This is a genomic window from Streptomyces erythrochromogenes, from assembly GCF_040684695.1.
Classification (GTDB): Bacteria; Actinomycetota; Actinomycetes; order Streptomycetales; family Streptomycetaceae; genus Streptomyces; species Streptomyces erythrochromogenes_C.
On the sequence record NZ_JBFBGM010000015.1, the window covers coordinates 168028 to 185438 of the forward strand.

Annotated in this window: 15 protein-coding genes; 7 read left to right on the forward strand and 8 right to left on the reverse strand. The window is 71.8% G+C overall.

Translation table 11 applies throughout. The features are described 5' to 3' along the window. The first annotated feature begins 81 nt into the window (after nt 1-81). A complete protein-coding gene (locus AB0O53_RS22645) occupies nt 82-723 on the forward strand; it encodes a TetR/AcrR family transcriptional regulator (protein ID WP_350997629.1) in 642 nt (213 codons plus the stop codon). Between the two features lie 72 nt (nt 724-795). Here the strand turns inward: AB0O53_RS22645 and AB0O53_RS22650 are convergent, their stop codons facing one another. Then, nucleotides 796-1719 (reverse strand): CDP-diacylglycerol diphosphatase, encoded by a 924-nt coding sequence (locus AB0O53_RS22650; RefSeq protein WP_365197779.1) that lies wholly within the window; start codon nt 1717-1719, stop codon nt 796-798. A 203-nt stretch (nt 1720-1922) separates the two neighbouring features. Continuing rightward, entirely contained in the window at nt 1923-2291 is a 369-nt protein-coding gene (locus AB0O53_RS22655) for a hypothetical protein (protein WP_350997623.1), read from the reverse strand. 133 nt (nt 2292-2424) lie between these two features. On the opposite strand from AB0O53_RS22655, the gene AB0O53_RS22660 reads away from it, so the two are divergent. Next, nucleotides 2425-2985: a hypothetical protein gene (locus AB0O53_RS22660; protein WP_350997620.1), complete on the forward strand. Its 561-nt coding sequence runs from the start codon at nt 2425-2427 to the stop codon at nt 2983-2985. Here AB0O53_RS22660 and AB0O53_RS22665 read toward each other — a convergent pair. Both AB0O53_RS22665 and AB0O53_RS22670 read right to left on the reverse strand, forming a co-directional pair. Further along, on the reverse strand, nt 2963-4873 hold the full coding sequence (locus tag AB0O53_RS22665) for a protein kinase domain-containing protein (RefSeq protein ID WP_350997617.1): 1911 nt from the start codon (nt 4871-4873) through the stop codon (nt 2963-2965). The two genes, AB0O53_RS22660 and AB0O53_RS22665, sit on opposite strands and share 23 nt — an antisense overlap. A gap of 181 nt (nt 4874-5054) precedes the next feature. Beyond that, nucleotides 5055-5687, reverse strand: a complete 633-nt coding sequence (locus tag AB0O53_RS22670; RefSeq protein WP_350997614.1) for a hypothetical protein — start codon at nt 5685-5687, stop codon at nt 5055-5057. A gap of 423 nt (nt 5688-6110) precedes the next feature. Between AB0O53_RS22670 and AB0O53_RS22675 the strand changes: the two genes are divergently transcribed. The 3 genes from AB0O53_RS22675 to AB0O53_RS22685 all read left to right on the forward strand — a co-directional run bounded on the left by AB0O53_RS22675 (nt 6111) and on the right by AB0O53_RS22685 (nt 9207). Beyond that, nucleotides 6111-6953 carry an AraC family transcriptional regulator gene (locus AB0O53_RS22675; RefSeq protein WP_350997612.1) on the forward strand — a complete coding sequence of 281 codons (843 nt, stop codon included), beginning with the start codon at nt 6111-6113 and terminating at the stop codon, nt 6951-6953. Between the two features lie 119 nt (nt 6954-7072). After that, nucleotides 7073-8587, forward strand: coding sequence for a hypothetical protein (locus tag AB0O53_RS22680; RefSeq protein ID WP_365197784.1), 1515 nt, complete (start codon nt 7073-7075; stop codon nt 8585-8587). After that, complete coding sequence (locus tag AB0O53_RS22685) at nt 8581-9207, forward strand: hypothetical protein (RefSeq protein ID WP_365197787.1); 627 nt, start codon at nt 8581-8583, stop codon at nt 9205-9207. The genes AB0O53_RS22680 and AB0O53_RS22685 overlap by 7 nt, the downstream gene beginning before the upstream one ends. Before the next feature lie 141 nt (nt 9208-9348). Here AB0O53_RS22685 and AB0O53_RS22690 read toward each other — a convergent pair whose 3' ends face one another. Then, entirely contained in the window at nt 9349-10440 is a 1092-nt protein-coding gene (locus tag AB0O53_RS22690) for a GNAT family N-acetyltransferase (RefSeq protein WP_350997604.1), read from the reverse strand. Between the two features lie 155 nt (nt 10441-10595). Next, nucleotides 10596-12101, reverse strand: a complete 1506-nt coding sequence (locus AB0O53_RS22695) for an MFS transporter (RefSeq protein ID WP_365197790.1) — start codon at nt 12099-12101, stop codon at nt 10596-10598. A gap of 600 nt (nt 12102-12701) precedes the next feature. Here AB0O53_RS22695 and AB0O53_RS22700 point away from each other — a divergent pair. Beyond that, nucleotides 12702-14660 carry an APC family permease gene (locus tag AB0O53_RS22700; protein ID WP_403142898.1) on the forward strand — a complete coding sequence of 653 codons (1959 nt, stop codon included), beginning with the start codon at nt 12702-12704 and terminating at the stop codon, nt 14658-14660. Nucleotides 14661-14667: 7 nt separating this feature from the next. On the opposite strand, the gene AB0O53_RS22705 is transcribed toward AB0O53_RS22700, so the two are convergent. Beyond that, nucleotides 14668-14841, reverse strand: a complete 174-nt coding sequence (locus AB0O53_RS22705; protein ID WP_350997597.1) for a hypothetical protein — start codon at nt 14839-14841, stop codon at nt 14668-14670. Between the two features lie 150 nt (nt 14842-14991). On the opposite strand from AB0O53_RS22705, the gene AB0O53_RS22710 reads away from it, so the two are divergent. Next, nucleotides 14992-16902 (forward strand): transporter substrate-binding domain-containing protein, encoded by a 1911-nt coding sequence (locus AB0O53_RS22710; RefSeq protein WP_365197794.1) that lies wholly within the window; start codon nt 14992-14994, stop codon nt 16900-16902. 91 nt (nt 16903-16993) lie between these two features. Here AB0O53_RS22710 and AB0O53_RS22715 read toward each other — a convergent pair whose 3' ends face one another. After that, nucleotides 16994-17275 (reverse strand): hypothetical protein, encoded by a 282-nt coding sequence (locus AB0O53_RS22715; protein WP_350997591.1) that lies wholly within the window; start codon nt 17273-17275, stop codon nt 16994-16996. Between the last annotated feature and the right edge of the window lie 136 nt (nt 17276-17411).

Below are 17411 nucleotides of genomic sequence, written 5' to 3' on the forward strand. Positions count from 1 at the left end.
CGGCCATCGGCCATCGGCCATCGGCACGACAGATAACCGTATGTCGATACGGTTATAGCCGTACGCTGGTACGGTTATCAAGTGCCGCGAACCGCCGACCATGAACAACGCCGCCGTCAAATCGCTGACGCAGTCAGCCGGTTGATCTCGGAACACGGACTCGACGCCGTCACCGTCGCCCGCACCGCCGCTGCCGCCGGCATGTCCGTCGGCCTGGTGCAGCACTACTTCCGCACCAAGGACGAGATGCTGCTCCACACCTTCCGCGAAGTCGCGGCCCGCATCCGCGCACGCGTCGACGAGCGCATCCAGGACGGCATCGAACACAAACGGTCCCTGGCTGCGGTCATGGCCGACGTGATGACCGAGTACATCCCCCTGGACGAAGCGCGCCGCGCCGAATACCGCGTGGCCCGCGCCTTCGCCGGCCGCGCTCTCGACGCGCCGGCGCTCGCCGAGGTCGACACCGAGAGCGCCCGGCAGCTCCGCGAGGACATCGCCCGCGCCGTCCACAACGGCAAGGAATGCGGGGAGGTGGACGAACACCTGGACCCGCAGTCCGCGGCCGTACGCCTCGCAGCGGTGATGGAGGGTCTGGCGCTCCAGGTCTACCGCGAGCCCCGGGGTGGCGCGGGAGAGACCGTCACCCGGCTCGTGGGCCCCCTGCTCGAAGCCGAGATCGGCGTCGTCTTCACCGGCGAATGCCGCCAGTACACGGCATGAACAGCCCATGGCTGCAGCCGGGGTCCGTCCGCCGCAGCGCTCGGTGACGACTGTCGCGGGCCGGGCTCCGCATCAGGTGTAGACGAGCAGGTGGTCGCAGGTGTTCGTTCCGTCGTGGAGGGAGGAGTCGCTGTTGAGGACGTAGAAGGTGCCCGCGAAGCCCGCCGCCGTCATCTTCGGTACGACGATCAGCGTCTGGCCCGCCATGTCCAGGCTGAACCTCCGCACCACGTACAGGTTCAGCAGGTCGAAGAGGTTCTGCGTGAGCGCGCCGAGGCGGAGGATCCGGTACGTGCGGTCGCCCGTTCCGTCCGCTCCCGTGACGAGCGCCTGGAACTGTACGTCTCCCCATTGCGACGGCTGGGGGGCGATCCGGCCGGCCGTCTCGAGGTCCTGCAGGCGGCGTTGCGTGCTGGCGCGGACTCCTGCCATGTGGATGTGCAGTTGGTTGAACTGCCGGGCCGTCTGCGAGTTGATCCCCAGCCCGATGTTGGGGAACTGGACGGGTACGTCTCCGCCGCGGCGGGCGTTCTCCCACGCCTCGTGCCAGTAGTTCGCAGCCGTGGTCGTCACGAGGAAGGGGCACTCGATGCCCGTGATCCGGCAGCTCGGCAGAAGCAGGTAGTTGTGCTGGGTCTCCGGCTTGCCGTGCAGCACCACATAGTTGGGCATCGTCTTCAGGCAGTTGGGCCGCTGTCCCGAAGGCGGCACGATGCCCTGGGTGCAGTACTGCACGTCCTGCCACAGCGGGTCGGTGTCGGTGGGGCTGCCGCAGAGCGGCTGCAGGTGCGAAGGAGGGCAGGCTGCCTGACCGCCTCCGGGCGGGTTCGGGTCCGTGGGACAGGGACAGCACGACGCCCCGGCGGCGGAGTCCACCTGCACTGCCGCGGACGCCCTGCCGGCTCCCCCGGCCAGCAGCGCTCCCGCACCCAGGACGGCGGAGAGCGCGACGAACTGACGCCGAGGCATGTCGTGGCTCGTCATGGTGTGCTTCACGGGGGCGCTCCGATGGTCGACGTCCGCTGGTCCGCTGGTCCGCTCACAAAGTAGGCGGTGGTCCTTCGCTTTCGCGGTAAGGAACCGGCTCGGGGACACGTCTTCCGCCGGAAGGGGGCCTGCCCCCGTACGCCATCCGGTCCGCACGGCGCGCCTCCGGAGGGACGGGGCGCTCGGTGTGCGTGCCGGTCCCGGCGGGTGGGTCAGACGCGCTGCACCAGGTGGTGGACCGAGAAGAGGAGGTGGTCCTCGCCGTACTGAAAGCTGTCGGCGAGGGCCTCGTAGCGGAGGGCACCACGGTCATGGAAGCCCTCGGCCCCGGTCACCACGTGCTCCAGGCAATCGACGAGGTTCGGCGGCGGAGAAGTGTCCAGCAGGGCCGGGGCAGCGACACGGAGTTCCGCCACGGCCGCCCGGCACAGCCGGGCATCCCGTACCGGCCGCACCGGCGGCAGTGTGTGGGACGCCCTGTTCTGCCGGAGCCGTGCCGTGGACACCTCCGAGATCCGTTCCAGCCAGGCACGGCAGGTCATTCCGTGGCGGGTCGGGTCGAAGGCGAAGAATGCGGTCATGATGGCACGAGCGCGGCGGACGGCGCTGGACGGGCCGCACGCACGCCTCACCCCCGTCAAGGTCGCGTCGCCGCGGCGTCAGCAGTCCGTCAGGGCTCGGGGCGGGCGCCCCGACCAGCCCTAATGTCGTCCCATGGGACGACGCGACACTCGGTACGCAAACGGTGCACGGCAGGGGCGGGCGGGCTCTGCGGGGCCGCTCGCGCAGGACACCCACTGGGCCGGTGAGAGGAACGCGGCGATCGGCGCCGCCTTCCTGCTCTTCATCGCGCTGTGCGCACTCGACGCGTGCGCCGGCAGGCTCGGCCTGACCCGCGGTGCCCTCTGGGCCGGCCTTGCCGTGCTCCTCTTCGTGGTCCTGCTGCCGCCCCGGGTGTCCACCCGGCCCGGTGAGCTGAGCACCCGGGGGCTGCTGGTGGAACGCAGCGTCCGCACCGACGCCCTCGTCTCGGTCCGATGGTCCGACGGAGTGTCCGAGCGGATGACCCTCCGGGACATGGACGGAAACCGGGTCGAGATCGACCCGGCCGTCCTCGTCCGCAACCCCGCCATGTGGCAGCGCGTCGACACGGACACCCGCACCTCCATCCAGCGCGGCACCCTTCGGTACGGAGCGACCGCCCTGCGCCGACTGGCGGCGCGCATCGACCGCGAAACGGCCCGGACGGTCTTCAAGGTCTCCGGCGTGCGATGACCGGCACCCGGGCGAGGGTCTGTCCGTCGCCGGCCGGAGGGAGCAGGACGAGGCTCAGCTCGGCGACGACGGCCTCGTCCCCGTCACGGCCTGGCGGCAGCTCGAACAGCAGGTGGTAGTCGCACGATGTGCCGTCCGGGACGTCGACGGGGTACTCGGTCACATGGGGACCGACCTCGTACCCGCGGCCGGTGAGATCGTCCACGGACGGCGAGAGTTGTTTGACGGACCGCACCCGGCGGCCTCCCGGCGTCGCGATCCGCAGGGCGAGGGTACGGGCGAACGCCTGGCGGGTGCGGGCCGCGAGCGAGATCAGTTCTCCCGTGAGGCCCGAGGTGGGAGCCGCAGGATCCATGACGATGTCCATCGTGCCGGGCAGCGCCGTGGTGATCGCTCGGACCTGCGCCACGTCCCAGTCGGTGCCGATTCCCCGGGCATGGCAGGCGAAGCGGCCGGCGCACGAGGCGAGCACGGCCGACAGCTCTTCCGGGCCCTCGGCCGTGGCCTTCAGGTCCGTGAGGAGGACCGCGGCACGCACGGAGTTGCCGTGTGCGGCCAGGAGCCGGTCGGTGAGCCGTAGCCATCTGCCGAAGGCGGCCGCTCCGATCGGCTCCATCCCGGCCAGCGCGGCGCGCGCCTCGGCCTTGGTCTCCGTACTCGCCCCGACCAGGCGCAGGGTGTCGGGGTAGAGCATCCGGGCGTGGTCAGAGCCCGCCACGACGGCGAAGGCAGCGCCGTCGTCCAGGCTGTCGACGGCAGCGGCGACCGCGCCCCGAACGGCTCGGAAGTCCCTTGCGGGGAGCTGGTCGGAGAGCCCCAGCAGGAAGACCAGGGCCCGGGGCGCGGCGGCCGCCGTGTCGTCCGGTGACGGGCCCGGGCCCGTCACCGTCACGATCGCGTTGGCCTCGTTCGCCTCCGGGTGGAGAACAGCGTCGTAGTCCGCCTCCATCGTGAATCCGGCGGTACGGGGAGCCGGTGTCGGGCGGCCGGCGTACGCGTACCGGGGGTCCGGGCGAGGGGAGGACGCGGACGTCGGGCCCTGTCGGGGCGCGGACGGCGGCGCCCCCGTACGCCGGGAGACGGCCAGGTCCCTGAGCCGGTCGGCCACGACCCCGCCGTGGGCGGGACGGTCACCGGGATCCTTCGCGAGGAGGACCGAGACGAGCCGGTCGAGCTCGACGGGCACGCCCGGCCGCAGGGAGGCCAGGCGCGGGGGCGGGGTGTGGATGTGGTCCAGCATCACGACCCGGAAGTCGCCGTGCGTCGTGAAGGGGGGCCTCCCGGTGAGGAGGGCGAACAGGACGCAGCCGAGGGCGTACAGGTCGGCCCGGCCGTCGACCCGCAGGCCCCGGCACTGCTCGGGCGCCATGTAGTCGGGTGTTCCCATCAGGCTGCCCTCCCGGGTCAGGCCGGAGTCCGCGTGGACGAACCCCGCGATCCCGAAGTCGCACACCTTCACCCGGCCGCCGGCGACCAGCATGAGGTTGGCGGGCTTGATGTCCCGGTGGACGATGTCCGCCCGATGCGCGTACGAGAGCGCGTCGGCGACCTGCGCGGCCAGGTCCACGGCCCGGTGCACGGGCAGCCCGGATTTCGCCTGCCCCAGTACCGAACCGAGATTGCGGCCGTCGAGCAGCTCCATGACCAGGTGGAGGCGTCCGTCCTGGGCGCCGCTGTCGAAGACCTGTGTGATGCCGGGGTGCTGGAGCCGCGCCGTGACCCGGGCCTCGCGGTGGAAGCGGTCCACGACGTGGCCGTCGGCCGGATCCGGGGGAAGGAACTTGATCGCGACCCTGCGGTCGAGCCGCGGATCGTGGGCACGCCACACCTCGCCCATCCCGCCGCGCCCGAGCAGCGCTTCCAGCCGGTACCGGTCCCCGATGCGCATGCCCGCGACGTTCAAGGCCCTCTCGCCTTCTCCGGGTCATCCGCACCCGGCGCACGCTGCCCTCTGCCCTCTGCCCTCTGCCCTCTGCCCTCTGCCCTCTGCCCTCTGCGGGATTTGCCCCGCATCGCACTGAGCGCCGTCTCCCCCGCGCCGTCCCCATGGGCACACCGAATCCCTCCCGCTATGGGCGGACCGCCTTGAGGCAGCCGCGGGCGAAGGCGTCCACGCTCGCGTCGAGCTCCTTGAGAGTTTCGGGCGTGACCGTCCCGCGCGCCTCGGCCGTCAGCACGATGTAGAGCATGAGATTGCTGTCGCGGACGCGTAGTTCGCGGACCTGTCGGCGGTCGGTCGGGGCGGTGTAGCCGAAACGGTACGCGGCCCTGCCCAGGTCGGCCACGTCCACGGGCGGCCCGCCTGCAGCATCCTTGCCTGCGTCCGGCCTGAGCCGACCGAAGACGTCCTGGGCGAAGTCGACGCTGTCGGCGAAGGTGAAGTCCAGCTCGACCTTCACGCCGCTGTAGGCCGCACCTCCCGTATCGGCCAGCTCCTGCACGCACTTCACGCCGGGTTCGTCGATGCCCTTGCGCTTCCCGACCCGGTCTGCGGCCTCCTCACGGACGCCGAGGGCGGGGAGGAGCTCGTCGTACGGCAGGGCGTTGCACACTTCATCGGTTGCGGCGAACCGGTAGCCCCCCTTCCCGTCCTGTGCGACCTCCCGCTCTCCGCTTCCGCAACCGCCGGCCCCCAGGGCCACGGCGGCGGCCACGGCGGCGGCCAGAAGCGGCCGGTTCAGCCCCTGCCTGCCACGGCGCAACGGATTCCCCCTCCAGTCGTCATGCTCCTGCTCCACGATGACACCGCCACGGCAGTCCTTCGGGTGTTTCCCCAACTCCGCCCGAAACCAACGGCCATGCGGCGTCATCGACCGCCAGGAAACCGGCCGTGGCACGGTCGGCCTTCGGCCTGGCCTGCACGGGGGTGGCGGCCGGCGCCGGATCGGCGCAGGCCACAAGCCACGACTGGGTCTGCCTCGCGTATCCGAAGCGGCTCGGCAACCGTCTCAACGGCAGCGCCCAAGGCATCCGGGCTGCGACCGACCACTGGAGCGTCATCGCCTACGGCGAGGCCACCGCCAGGTCGTCAGCCTCGGCGACACCATCACGCATCAAACTTAGGTTAGCCTTACCTCACTAAACGAGCGGGTGGTGAACCTGCTGTCCGAGGAAGGACCATGGCCGTGGACACCATTGCTCAGGGACGACTGCGTCTCCGCCCGGCACCGCCGGCCGCGCCCTTCGTTCCCGCTCCCCGCCACACCGGCGCCCCCGTGACGACGGCGGAGGTCAGCGCGGACATCAGCGCGGAGGGGTGTCGCGTGACCGAGAGCGGCCATCCGCCGCACGTGCACACCTACCACCAGTTCCTCTACGCACCGCTCGGCCGGGTGCAGGTCTCGGCACTCGGGGCCTCCTGGACGGTCGAACTCACCGCGGGCCTGTGGGTCCCCGCAGGCGTCACGCACAGCAGCCGCTACTCCTGGGACGCCGTGGTCGTACTGGAGACGTTCGACGCCGAGCGGTTCGACCTCCCCTACGACCGGCCCACACCCGTCAACGTCACCAACGAGCAGAAGGCTCTGCTGCTGAGCCGGGTCCGCACCTCGCAGCCGGACCCCGCCGGTCCCGACGTCTTCGCCAGGCTGTCGGCCACACATCCCGACGCGCTCCCGCTGCCCATGCCCACGTCACCGACGGTCCTCGCGGTGGCGGAGGCACTGACCCGCACGCCCAGTGACCCGCGCACCGCCTCCGCGTACGCCGCCGACTTCTACACCAGCGCGACCACCCTGCGCCGGGCCTTCCAGGCGGAGACCGGGATGTCCTTCTCGGAATGGCGCACGAGACTGCGCCTCAACCACGCCCTCGATCTCCTGGACCAGGGCCGGACCGTACAGACCGTGTCCGCCCACGTCGGTTTCGCCAGCACCAACGGATTCATCCTCGCCTTCCGCCGCTACTTCGGCCGCACACCCGGGACCTACGCCCGCAGGAACACCGAGGAATCCCGCGGCAGGCCCTGAACGATCCCGCAGGAACCGCCTGGTCGGATCGCCTGGTCGGACCGGGTCAGGCGTTGTCGGAGCCCCGTGTCAAGATCCTCCCCGGGTCGGCGGAGCCCGGGCGTCGAGAAGGGATGCGGATGGACATGGACAGGGACGACCTCGCGGAGGCGTGGCGCCCGAGCACACCTCCGACACGGCTGCGGGAGCTGGCGGCGCTGGGTCCCGGGCCGGCCCGGATCGTGGCCGGCCGGATAGGCCTGCAGGCCGGGCTGGCGGAGGAGGTGGCCGTACGGGCACTGGCGGGCGGCCCGGACTGGTTCGGGGTGCTGCGCGCCCTCGCCGCCCACCCGGCCACCTCGCCCGAGCGGCTGGCCGAGCTCGCCGCCCACCCGGAGGAGTCGGTGCGCCGGGTGGTTGCGGTGCACCGCGCGACCCCCAAGCCGGCTGTCAAAGCGCTGGCCCGGGACGAATCGACGGCAGTACGCCGGGCACTGGCCGGCCGCGAGAAGCTCCCCCGCAAGGTGGCCGGGGCGCTGGTCGCCGACTCCTCGGGGGAAGTCCGCCTGGCTCTGGTCCGGCGGGTCGGCGCCCGTCCGGAGCATCTGCGGGCCCTGGCAGCCGATCCGGACGCCCGGGTCCGCCGGGTGGTCGCCGCACTCGGCCACGCCGGCGATGCGGACCTCACCGACCCGGACCCCACCGTGCGCCGCACCGCCGTGCGCAAGCGCTCAGCACCGGAACTCATACCGCTGCTCGACGCCTTGGCGCAGGACCCGGACACCCGTGTTCGGGAGCTGGTCGCCCAGCAGTACCGCAACCACACCCCGGCCGTACTCGCCCGGCTCGCGTCCGACGCCGAACCGTGCGTACGGGCCGCCGCGGCCGCCAACCCCTTCACCCCCGTACGGCAGCTCACCGAGCTGGCCCAGGACCCGGACCTGGCCGTGCTGGTCGCCGTCAGCCGGAACACGACGGCCCCACCCGGGACGCTCGCCCGGCTGGTGGACACGATCATGGCCGCCTCCGGTGACGGCGGACGCAAGGCCCTCGGTCGGCAGGAGGACCTCCAGCGTCTCGCGTACGCGGCATTGGAGCACCCGGCCACTCCGCCCGCATCGCTGCGCGCACTGCACGCAGCGGGCCTGTGGCCGTACTTCCACCCCGGGAACGCGATGGACCAGCCGAACTGGCCGGCGGACCTGCTGATCGAGTTCGGCCTGACGTACAGCGCGAGCACGGTGTCGGGTGCAGCGGAACAGACGAGCTTCGCGGCGGTCGACGAGGCCCGGCACACCGAACCGCCGGAGGACGTGCTCGCCGCCATGGTCCGCAGCCCGATCCACTACCTCCGCCGCGCGGTAGCCAACCGGCACACCCCGCCGGAGGCACTGGCCGCTTTCGTCCGCGATGGCGCGCACGCCGGCGACACCGGCCTCCTCGACGACATCGCCAAGAACCCGGCGACCCCGGTCGAGATCCTGCTGGCCTGGGCCGAGGCCGGCGAGCGCCACTACGACATGCTGAAGAACCCCTCCCTGCCCGAGCCCGTGCTCGCCGCCATCGCGGCGAGCACGGACACCTCGTACGCCGGGGAGGCCCTGTGGATGCTGGAGGTCCGGGCGCTCCGGGCCGGAACGGAGACCCCTTGCTGACCATGTCCTCATGGCGGGCCCGCTTCGACCCGCTCGCCGACACCTCCGCCGTGGTCGAGCGGCTCGGCTCCGGGACGAACATGGCCGACTACCTCCGGGACACCGGCATCGGGTGGCAGTACCACGCGGGCGACCTGGTGGTACCGGAAGACCTGGCTCTCGACATCGCGCTGGTCGTCGACGGCGACCTGATCGTGCACGGCTTCCTGGACGACTACGTGCGCGACATCGGCATGCTGGTGGTGCTGGGCGATCTGGTCGTACGCGACCTGGTCTCCTGGGGCTCGGTCTACGTGGGCGGCGACCTGCGGGCGGAGGGCATCGTCTACGGCTACTACAACGACTTCACCTTCGAGGTGGCGGGTGAGGTGCACGCCCGGGCCCTGGTGTTGCACGACAAGTCCGCCTCCTACGGGACGGGCGAACTGGGGGTGGAGGTGGAGTCCTACCACCCGGGCGAGGAGCAGCTCCGCGCCGCCCGCGACATCTTCGTACCGCAGGTGTACGACGGCGGCGCGAAGCGGGCCAGGAAGGGCCTGCCACCGAAGCTGAGCCGCCCGAGCTACCAGCGGATCTGCCGCCGGCTGCGGGACGGCAAACCGCTGTTCCGCAGCGGGTGAGAGCCCGCTGCGTCGAACCCCCGACGCCCCGACGCCCACCCTCATGGCCGGCGAGGGGCGTACTCGGTGGGAGGAGCCTGACCGCATCCGGCACCTCGTACTCCGTCGCCGGGGAGCGGGCGGGCCTGCGCCGAGCCGGCATCACGGACGGCGGTCGCGCATCCTGCCGACCGCGGCCAAGGTGCGCAGGGCTGCGGCTTTGAGGTGCGGCCGCTCGCGCACGAATCCCCGGGCGGCGCGTGGCGGCTCGTGGCTGAGCCAGTGCAGGGCCGCCCCGGCCCCGGCCCGGAGCACGGCACCCTCGTGCACGGTCAAGTCCCGTGTCTTGAGGGAGTCCTTGTAGGGGGCGTCGCCCCTGCCGAGATCGAGCAGGTCGATCCCGGCGGCGGCGGCCGCCTCGATCATCCGGAGGTAGAGGACGCGTCCGGGACTGAAGGTGGCGAAGTCCCGGTCGTAGGCGGGGAACCAGCACGACAGCACGGTGCGCGAGCGCAGACCGAAGTGCGCGGCGACGGGGCGCCCGCCCGCGTAGAGGACCGACAGCAGGCCCGAGCAGGACGGTGTCCGCGTGGTGGCGAGCGTCGTCACCAGGTTGTTGATCCAGTTCTGGGCGAACCGGTCGCGCCGGCCCGTGCGGCGGTACTGGGCGGACTTCCACGCCATCAGCATCCGCAGTACCGCCGGACTGTGCTCGTCGAACACGAAGCGCAGCGGCCCCGCCTGCCGGGCCAGGCGGCGTTCCTGTGCCCGGGTCGCCTTCAGGAAGGTGCGGGAGCCGGCCCGGAGCAGGGTCTCGTAGTCGGCGTAGCCGCCCGTGACGTCGATGACGGGCGAGGCGAACCGCCCCGTGGCGAACGGCAGGAACAGGTCCTGGCCGCTTTCGAGGTGGTTGAACTCCCAGACGGACAGGGAGCTGGCACGCAGCAGCTCGTGGGGGTCCACGACCGTACCGGGGCGCAGCACGGCCCCCTGGCAGTCGGACACGCCCAGGCCGATGGCGCGGCCGCGGCCCCACCGGCCCCGCTCGAAGGGGAAGAAGCCGGCCGGCTCGCCGTCCTGGCGTACGACCGCGACCCTGGCACCCGGCCGGACGCGGCCGACCGTCCGGCAGAACTCCGGGCTCATGAAGGGGTTGGCCTGCGGCGCCGTGCCGGCCCGCAGTTCGCCCCACAACTCCACTTCTGCCGGGGTCAGCTCAGAGGGGCGGATCACGTCGATGCGTTGAACGGTCACTACGGCTCCTGATGCGTCGGACAACTCCTTGGGCCCTGACCGACTGCCGGCACACGAGGAGTGAGCTGCGGTCACGCCGGGGCGCCCTGCCGTGTTAAACGACTGCCGGAGTATCAAGCATCGGCAAAGAGCAAGGCGCCGCGCGGTCAACCCCTTCAGGTGAGCTGATCCGCCTCGCTGTTCTCCGTCTCGCCGAGGCGGACGTTGCGGAGCACGAAGAAGGCCGCGGTCGCGGCGCCCAGGAGCAGCAGGGCGGCCGTCAGCAGGGTCAGTTGGAGGCCGCTGGTGAAGGCTCCCCGTACGGCGGCGGTGACCGCCGCACCGTGGAACTGTGCTTCGTGCAGTGCTTCGGTGAGGGTGGAAGCGGCGGGGATTTCGTCGGGGAGCCGGGCGGAGAAGAGGACGGCGCTCATGGTGCCGAGGGAGGCGATGCCGAGGGCGGCGCCGAGCTCGGTGCTGGTCTCCGCGACGGCCGAAGCCGCACCGGCCCGCTCCGGTGGGGCCGCGGCGAGCACGATGTCGGTGGCCAGCAGGGCGACGGTTCCCACGCCGATGCCGGTGAGTGTGGCCCCGGCGACCAGCCGGCCCAGTCCTTCGCCCGCAGCACTGGCGGTCAGGCAGCCGGCCGCTGCCGTGGCGAGACCGAGGCCTACGACGGTCCCGGGGCGCAGCCGCAGGGCGAGCCTGCCGGCCAGTGTCAGGCCCGCGAGGACGCCAGCGACGCTGGGCACCATCCAGAGCGCGGCCGCCAGAGCGGTCAGGCCCAGGATGTTCTGCAGGTATGAAGCGGCGAGAAGGGTCAGGCCCATCAGGGCGAACTGGATGATGCCGTTGGCGAGGATTCCGGTGCTGAACGCACGGCTGCGGAACAGTGCGATGTCGATCAGCGGGTGGGTCAGGCGCAACTGCCGCACCACGAACGCGGTGGCGGCGGCAGCGCCCAGGAGGCAGGCGGCCGGCCCGGCGAGTCCGACTCCGTCAAGTGCGGTGAGCTTGGCTCCGTAGACGACGAGCAGGACCGCCGCCGTCGACAGTGCGACGCTGAGCAGGTCGGTCCGGCCCGCGGCGGGGTCCTTCGCCTCGGGCAGGAGCACGGGCCCCGCCCCCAGCAGCAGCACCGCGACGGCAAGGTTGACCAGGAGGACCGAGCCCCACCAGAAGTGCCCGAGCAGGATGCCGCCGAGGACGGGGCCGAGGACGGAGCCGGCCGCGAACGCCGCGGACCACAGCCCGATCGCGGTGCGCCGCTGGGTCCGGTCGCGGAACATGGTGCTGATCAGCGCGAGGGTGGACGGGGCCAGCATCGCGGCACCGACGCCCATCAGCGCACGGCAGACGATGAGGATCCCCGGGCTCCCGGAGTAGGCGGCGGCCGCCGAGGCGGAACCGAACAGGGCGGCCCCGGCCATGAGCATCCGGCGCCGTCCGAACCGGTCGCCGAGCACACCCATGGTGATGAGCAGGCCGGCGAGCAGGAATCCGTAGACGTCGAGGATCCACAGCACCTGCGTACTGCTGGGCGCCAGGTCCTGGCTCAGGGCCGGGACCGCGTAGAAGAGGACGCTGATGTCCATCGACACGAACACGCACGCCGCTACCAGGACCGCGAGACCGGCCCACTCACGCCGGCCGGCCACCGGCGGCACTTGCACCACGGACACGAAGGGTTCTCCTTGAAGAGCTGGGTTCCGCCGCGCCGGAGGCAGGAGGCCGTGCGGGCGCGGCGGCGAAGGAAGGGGACTGGGGCTGGGGCCGGCCCGAGGCAGCGGTCGCAGCCCATGCCTGACGGGCGCCGGAGGCACGCTCTACGGCACCGCGTATCAGGGGGAAATCAGCAACGCATGCCCACCACCGTAGCCCAAATCGGACATTGAAGTGAAACCCTTTTCATCCGCGCCGACAGGGGCGTTCCCGGCCCCGGGCCGACGTTAGGGATCCGTATGGATTTGGCGGCCCGGGACGCCTCGCACGGCGCCCTGGCCACCTCCGTGCAGTCGGGTCACAGGGGTTCCGGAATCTCACGGACCAGGGCTTTTCCCTTTACCACGCCGCCTGTTCGGACCAGGGGGTCCGGCCGGGGTGGTGGCTGGTCCGCCGGGCATGAGGGCAGGGCGGGTGAGAGGGCCGGGCCGTTCGGTGCGGGTCCGCGTCGGCGGCGGGCCCATACTCGATGATCGTCGTGAGGCCCCCGCTCTGGTGGCCGTGAGGTGAGCCGGGCGGAGAGGTCGATGGGGGACATGAGGGACGCGGATCACGCCGGTATGCCCGAGGTGGTGGACAGTCCCGCCCCTCGCGCCGAGCCGTCGGGCGGGCTGGGGCGGTGGATGCTGCGGCACCAGGTGCAGCCGGTGGGGCCGGCGGCCGACGAGGGGCATGCCCAGCCGCATCCGTGGTGGAAGGTGATGTGCCTGACCGGTGTCGACTACTTCTCCAGCCTCGCCTACGTACCCGCGATCGCCGCTCTCGCCGCGGGGGCGGTGTCGCCGCTGGCGACGCTGCTGATCGTGGCGTTGACGCTGCTGGGAATGCTGCCGATGTACCGGCGGGTGGCGAAGGAGAGCCCGCACGGAGCGGGGTCGGTGGCGATGCTGGAGGACCTGCTGCCCTTCTGGTGGGGCAAGCTGTTCGTCCTGGTCCTGCTCGGCTTCGTGGCCACCTCGTGGATCATCACCATCACGCTGTCCACCGCGGACGCGTCCGTGCACGTCGTGGAGAACCCCTTCTTCCCCGCGGCTCTGCACGGCCACGAGGTCGCCCTGACGGTGGTACTGCTGCTCGTACTCGGCGGGGTGTTCCTGCTCGGGTTCAGCGAGGCGGTCAGCGTGGCCATTCCCCTGGTCGCGGTCTTCCTCGTGCTGAACGCGATCGTCATCGGCGTCGGACTCGTCCACGTGTTCACCACCCCCGGGGCCTGGTCCGCGTGGACCGACGCCCTCGCAGCGGGCGGAGGCGGCTTCGGCGACCTCCTGGGCCCGGCGCTGCTCGCCTTCCCGCTGCTGGTGCTGGGCCTGTCGGGCTTCGAGACCGGCGTGAGCATGATGCCGCTCGTCGCCGCCGAGGGCGCCGATCCCGAGCAGCGGCTGCGCTCGCGGATCCGCAACACCCGAAGGCTGCTGACCACCGCCGCTCTCATCATGAGCGTCTACCTCCTGTCCGCGAGCTTCGTCACCACTCTCCTCATCCCGCACGAGTTGTTCGAACCGGGTGGCGCCGCGAACGGCCGTGCCCTGGCGTGGCTGGCCCACGAGCAGGTCGGAGAGGGCTTCGGCACCGTCTACGACATCAGCACCATCCTGATCCTGTGGTTCGCCGGAGCCTCCGCCATGGCGGGGCTGGTCAACATCGTCCCCCGCTACCTGCCCGATTACGGCATGGCTCCCGAGTGGGGACGCGCCGTCCGGCCGGTCGTGATCGTCTACACGTTCCTGTGCATCGTCATCACGATCGCCTTCGACGCCGACGTCGACGAGCAGGCCGGCGCGTACGCCACCGGCATCCTCGCCATGATGGTCTCCGGCGCCTTCGCCGTCACCGTCTCCGTCGCGCGCCGGCGCCGCCGGGCGCCGGCCGTCGGCTTCGCCCTGCTGACCGCCGTACTGCTCTACGCCCTGATCGCCAACATCATCGACAAGCCCGACGGCATCGTCATCTCCGCGTTCTTCATCGCCGGGATCATCGTCGTGTCGCTGATCTCCCGCGTCTCCCGCACCACCGAACTGCGCGCCGACCGCATCGTCTTCGACGCCGATGCCCGCCGGTTCGTCGACGACACCCTCGCCCACGACAACGCGATCAACATCATCGCCAACCGCCGGCAGGCCGGGGACGTCGCCGAGTACCGCGACAAGGAACGCGAACAGCGCGGCGTCAACCCGGTCCCCGGCCGCGCCGACGTCGTCTTCCTGGAGATCGACGTGGTCGACCCCTCGGACTTCAGCGACACCCTCACCGTCCGCGGGGTCGAGGTCGGCGGCCACCGGATCCTGCGCGCGGCCGCGCCCGCCGCGCCGAACGCCATCGCCGCCGTCCTGCTGGCCCTGCGGGACGCCACCGGTGTCCAGCCGCACTGCCACTTCGCCTGGGCCGAGGGCAGCCCGCTCGTGCACATGGTCCGCTACTTCCTCCTGGGACGCGGCGACACCGCCCCGGTCACCCGCGAGATCATCCGCAGCCACGAACCGGACCCGGCACGCCGCCCCGGCATCCACGTCGGCGGCTGACCACCGCCTACCCGCCCGGACGCCGATCCGCCGTACGGGCCGCACGGGCCGCGCGGGCCGCACGAGCCGCGCGAATCCTGCGGGTGCACCACGCGGCGGCGGTCAGGAACACGGTCGCGGTGAGGTTGCCGAGCACCTCGTGGAGGAAGAACTCGCGCAGGCTGGTCAGGATCAGTGTCATGGCCGGCTCCCGTCCGGTGGGGTGGATCTGACGGGTCGACCGTCCGGTACGGGACCGGTCGGCTCGGCCGTGCCGGGACATCGCGCCAGTTCAGCGGGGTTGTACGGGTGGACGTGGCTGGTCTGGGCTGGACAACGGGGAGGCGGGCGGATGCCGCGTCAGAGGCGCTTCGTAGGACGGCCGCACGCCAACGAACTGGCGGTGTTCATCGTGCGGATCACCGACCCGCGTTCGACCAAGGAGGTCTTCGACCTCATGGGTACGCCCAGCCGGGCGACGTGGGCGAAGTACATGAACGGCTCCGCGGTCATCCCGAAGAGGACGCTCGGCGCACTCGTACGGACGGTCTGCGGCAGCGACGAGCGCCGCCGCTCCGTCTGCGCGCAGCAGGCGAACCGGCTGTGGAGGGCTGCGGACGACGAATCGCGGCGGCCCGAGGACGACGGCGGGGAGTCGGCGCTGGTCCGCCTCCACGAACGGCTGGCCGATGCCGTGGAGGCGCGGCACCGAGCCGAGCTGGTGGCCGCGAAGGCGAACGCATCGGTCGGCGTGCTGCGGGACATGCGCGCCCTGATGGAGTCGGTGATCGGTTCCACCAGGGCGCAGCTGCGGTCGGCCACGGAGCGGGAGCGGGCCGGGCTTCGACAGCGGCTCGTGGACGCGGAGCGGCGGGCGGCGCGCATCGAGGACGAGCTGGGGAGGGCGCAAGGTCGTCGCTACACGGCGGAGCAGGCGCAGCAGGCGCTGGCCAGAGAGGTCTTCGAGGCACGGGAGGAGATCGCCCGTCTGCGGCACAGCATCGACCGGATGCCGGTGGACGACCTGCCCGCCACCCCGACCGCCGCGCTTCCGCCGGCGCCCGAGCTGGCCATGGACGCCCTCGACGACCAGCTGGCGACGATCGTCGGCGAAGGTGCGGCGGCGGACGAGGAACTCGCCGGGCTCATGGAGCAGGCCGACCTCGAACCCGACGACGCGGGTGCTGCGCCGCCACTGACCATCGCCGGTGTGGTCATCGAGCGCCCGGAGGCCGATGCCGGGACGGACGCGGACGCGGACGCGGACGCGGACGCGGACGGCAGGAGCATACGGCCGGAGCTTCCCGGGACGGCGGCGCCCGGGTCGACACCGGCGAACAACGGGGCCGGACGGCCCACCGGCCGGCGGGCGGCGGCGCACCGCCGGACCCGTACGAGGGCCGGCGTGTGCCTCGTCCTCCTGGCCTCGCTGGGCATTTCGCTGGTCTGGGATCCGCCGCCTGCCGGAGGGCGCCACGGCGAGGCACGGGACGGGCTCGACGGGGAGCGCCTGACGATCGGCGTGTCGCTCGACTCACCCGGCCTGGGCGAGGTGAGCGGGGGCTCCCTCCTCGGGTTCGAGTCGGCGATGGCCCCCTGGCTCGCCCGTCGCCTCGGCTTCGCGGACGGGGAGTTCCGCCTCACCGGACTCCCCGGAGAAGACCGCGGGCCGCAGCTGCGCCGCGGACAGGTGGACATGGTCATCGCGCGGATGGAGATCAGTGCCGCGCGCGAGAAGGAGTTCGTGTTCGTGGGGCCCTATCTGAAGAGCCATCACGGGGTCCTGGTGATGAAGGCGAACACGGAGGTCTCGTCGTTCAAGGACCTCGCCGGCCGCAGTGTCTGTACGCGGGTGTCCTCCACCACCGAACGGTCGCTGGTGGAGGACAACCGTGCTGTGGCCGTGAGCCGGGCCGGGCTCGGAGAATGCGTCGCGGCCCTGCGTAGCGGGGCGGTGGACGCGGTCGTCGGCAGCCAGGCGGAACTCTTCGGCTACACGCAGAAGTACGACGATCTCGCAGTGCCGTCGGCCGCGACGGACGGGCAGGTCGCCGGACTGTACGCCGTCGCGCTGCCCGCGGGGACGACCGATGCGTCCTGCCGCAGGGTGCTGCGGGCCCTGCGCGAATACGTGCGGGGCCAGTGGAAGGAGGACTTCGCCTCCCGGCTGGGAAGCGTGGTGCAGGCGTTTCCCACCACGTGGTCCGCGTTCGCCCCCACCGAAGGCGACCTGGACGAAAACTCCTCGTGCGCCTCTGCGTGAAGGTGCACGGTGTGACGTCATGGCCGCGAGGCCAGGCCGCGGGCCGGGTCGTACGCGCGGTTGCGCGCCCGGGTGCGGAGGTTCGCGCCCGTCAGCTCAGGGTGGGCAGGACGATGGCCTGGGCCTTGAGGATCGTGCCGTCCTTGATCCACCAGTAGCCTTCGCGGTTGTCCTCGTCGGCCTCGATGTGCTCGCCTGCCATGACGAGGTACTTGAGGGAGCCGTCGGGCTGCCCGGCGACCGCCTCGGCGATGATCTCGACGTCGGCGGTGAACTTGAGGGTCGTCCTCACCGAGTCGCGGATCCCGGGGACGGCCATGAACACCTTCTCGTCGGCTTCGGTGCAAGGGCGGAACTTCGAGCCGTCAGCCATGTCGATCTCCCTCGTCGGCGGTCCTGCCGGGACGGGACGAGGACGACGCCCACCGTCGGGCCCGGCACAGCACGGCGATCATGACAGGAGACGGCCGCCGCAGGCGCGCATTGCGCCGGTGTCGGGCGAACCCCAC

Bases quoted from the DNA above. Each gene is read 5' to 3' on its own strand.
- AB0O53_RS22655 (WP_350997623.1), bottom strand. From the start codon at position 2,291: ATGACCGCATTCTTCGCCTTCGACCCGACCCGCCACGGAATGACCTGC.
- AB0O53_RS22660 (WP_350997620.1), top strand. From the start codon at position 2,425: ATGGGACGACGCGACACTCGGTACGCAAACGGTGCACGGCAGGGGCGG.
- AB0O53_RS22665 (WP_350997617.1), bottom strand. From the start codon at position 4,873: ATGCGCATCGGGGACCGGTACCGGCTGGAAGCGCTGCTCGGGCGCGGC.
- AB0O53_RS22680 (WP_365197784.1), top strand. From the start codon at position 7,073: ATGGACATGGACAGGGACGACCTCGCGGAGGCGTGGCGCCCGAGCACA.
- AB0O53_RS22700 (WP_403142898.1), top strand. From the start codon at position 12,702: ATGCCCGAGGTGGTGGACAGTCCCGCCCCTCGCGCCGAGCCGTCGGGC.
- AB0O53_RS22705 (WP_350997597.1), bottom strand. From the start codon at position 14,841: ATGACACTGATCCTGACCAGCCTGCGCGAGTTCTTCCTCCACGAGGTG.
- AB0O53_RS22710 (WP_365197794.1), top strand. From the start codon at position 14,992: ATGCCGCGTCAGAGGCGCTTCGTAGGACGGCCGCACGCCAACGAACTG.
- AB0O53_RS22715 (WP_350997591.1), bottom strand. From the start codon at position 17,275: ATGGCTGACGGCTCGAAGTTCCGCCCTTGCACCGAAGCCGACGAGAAG.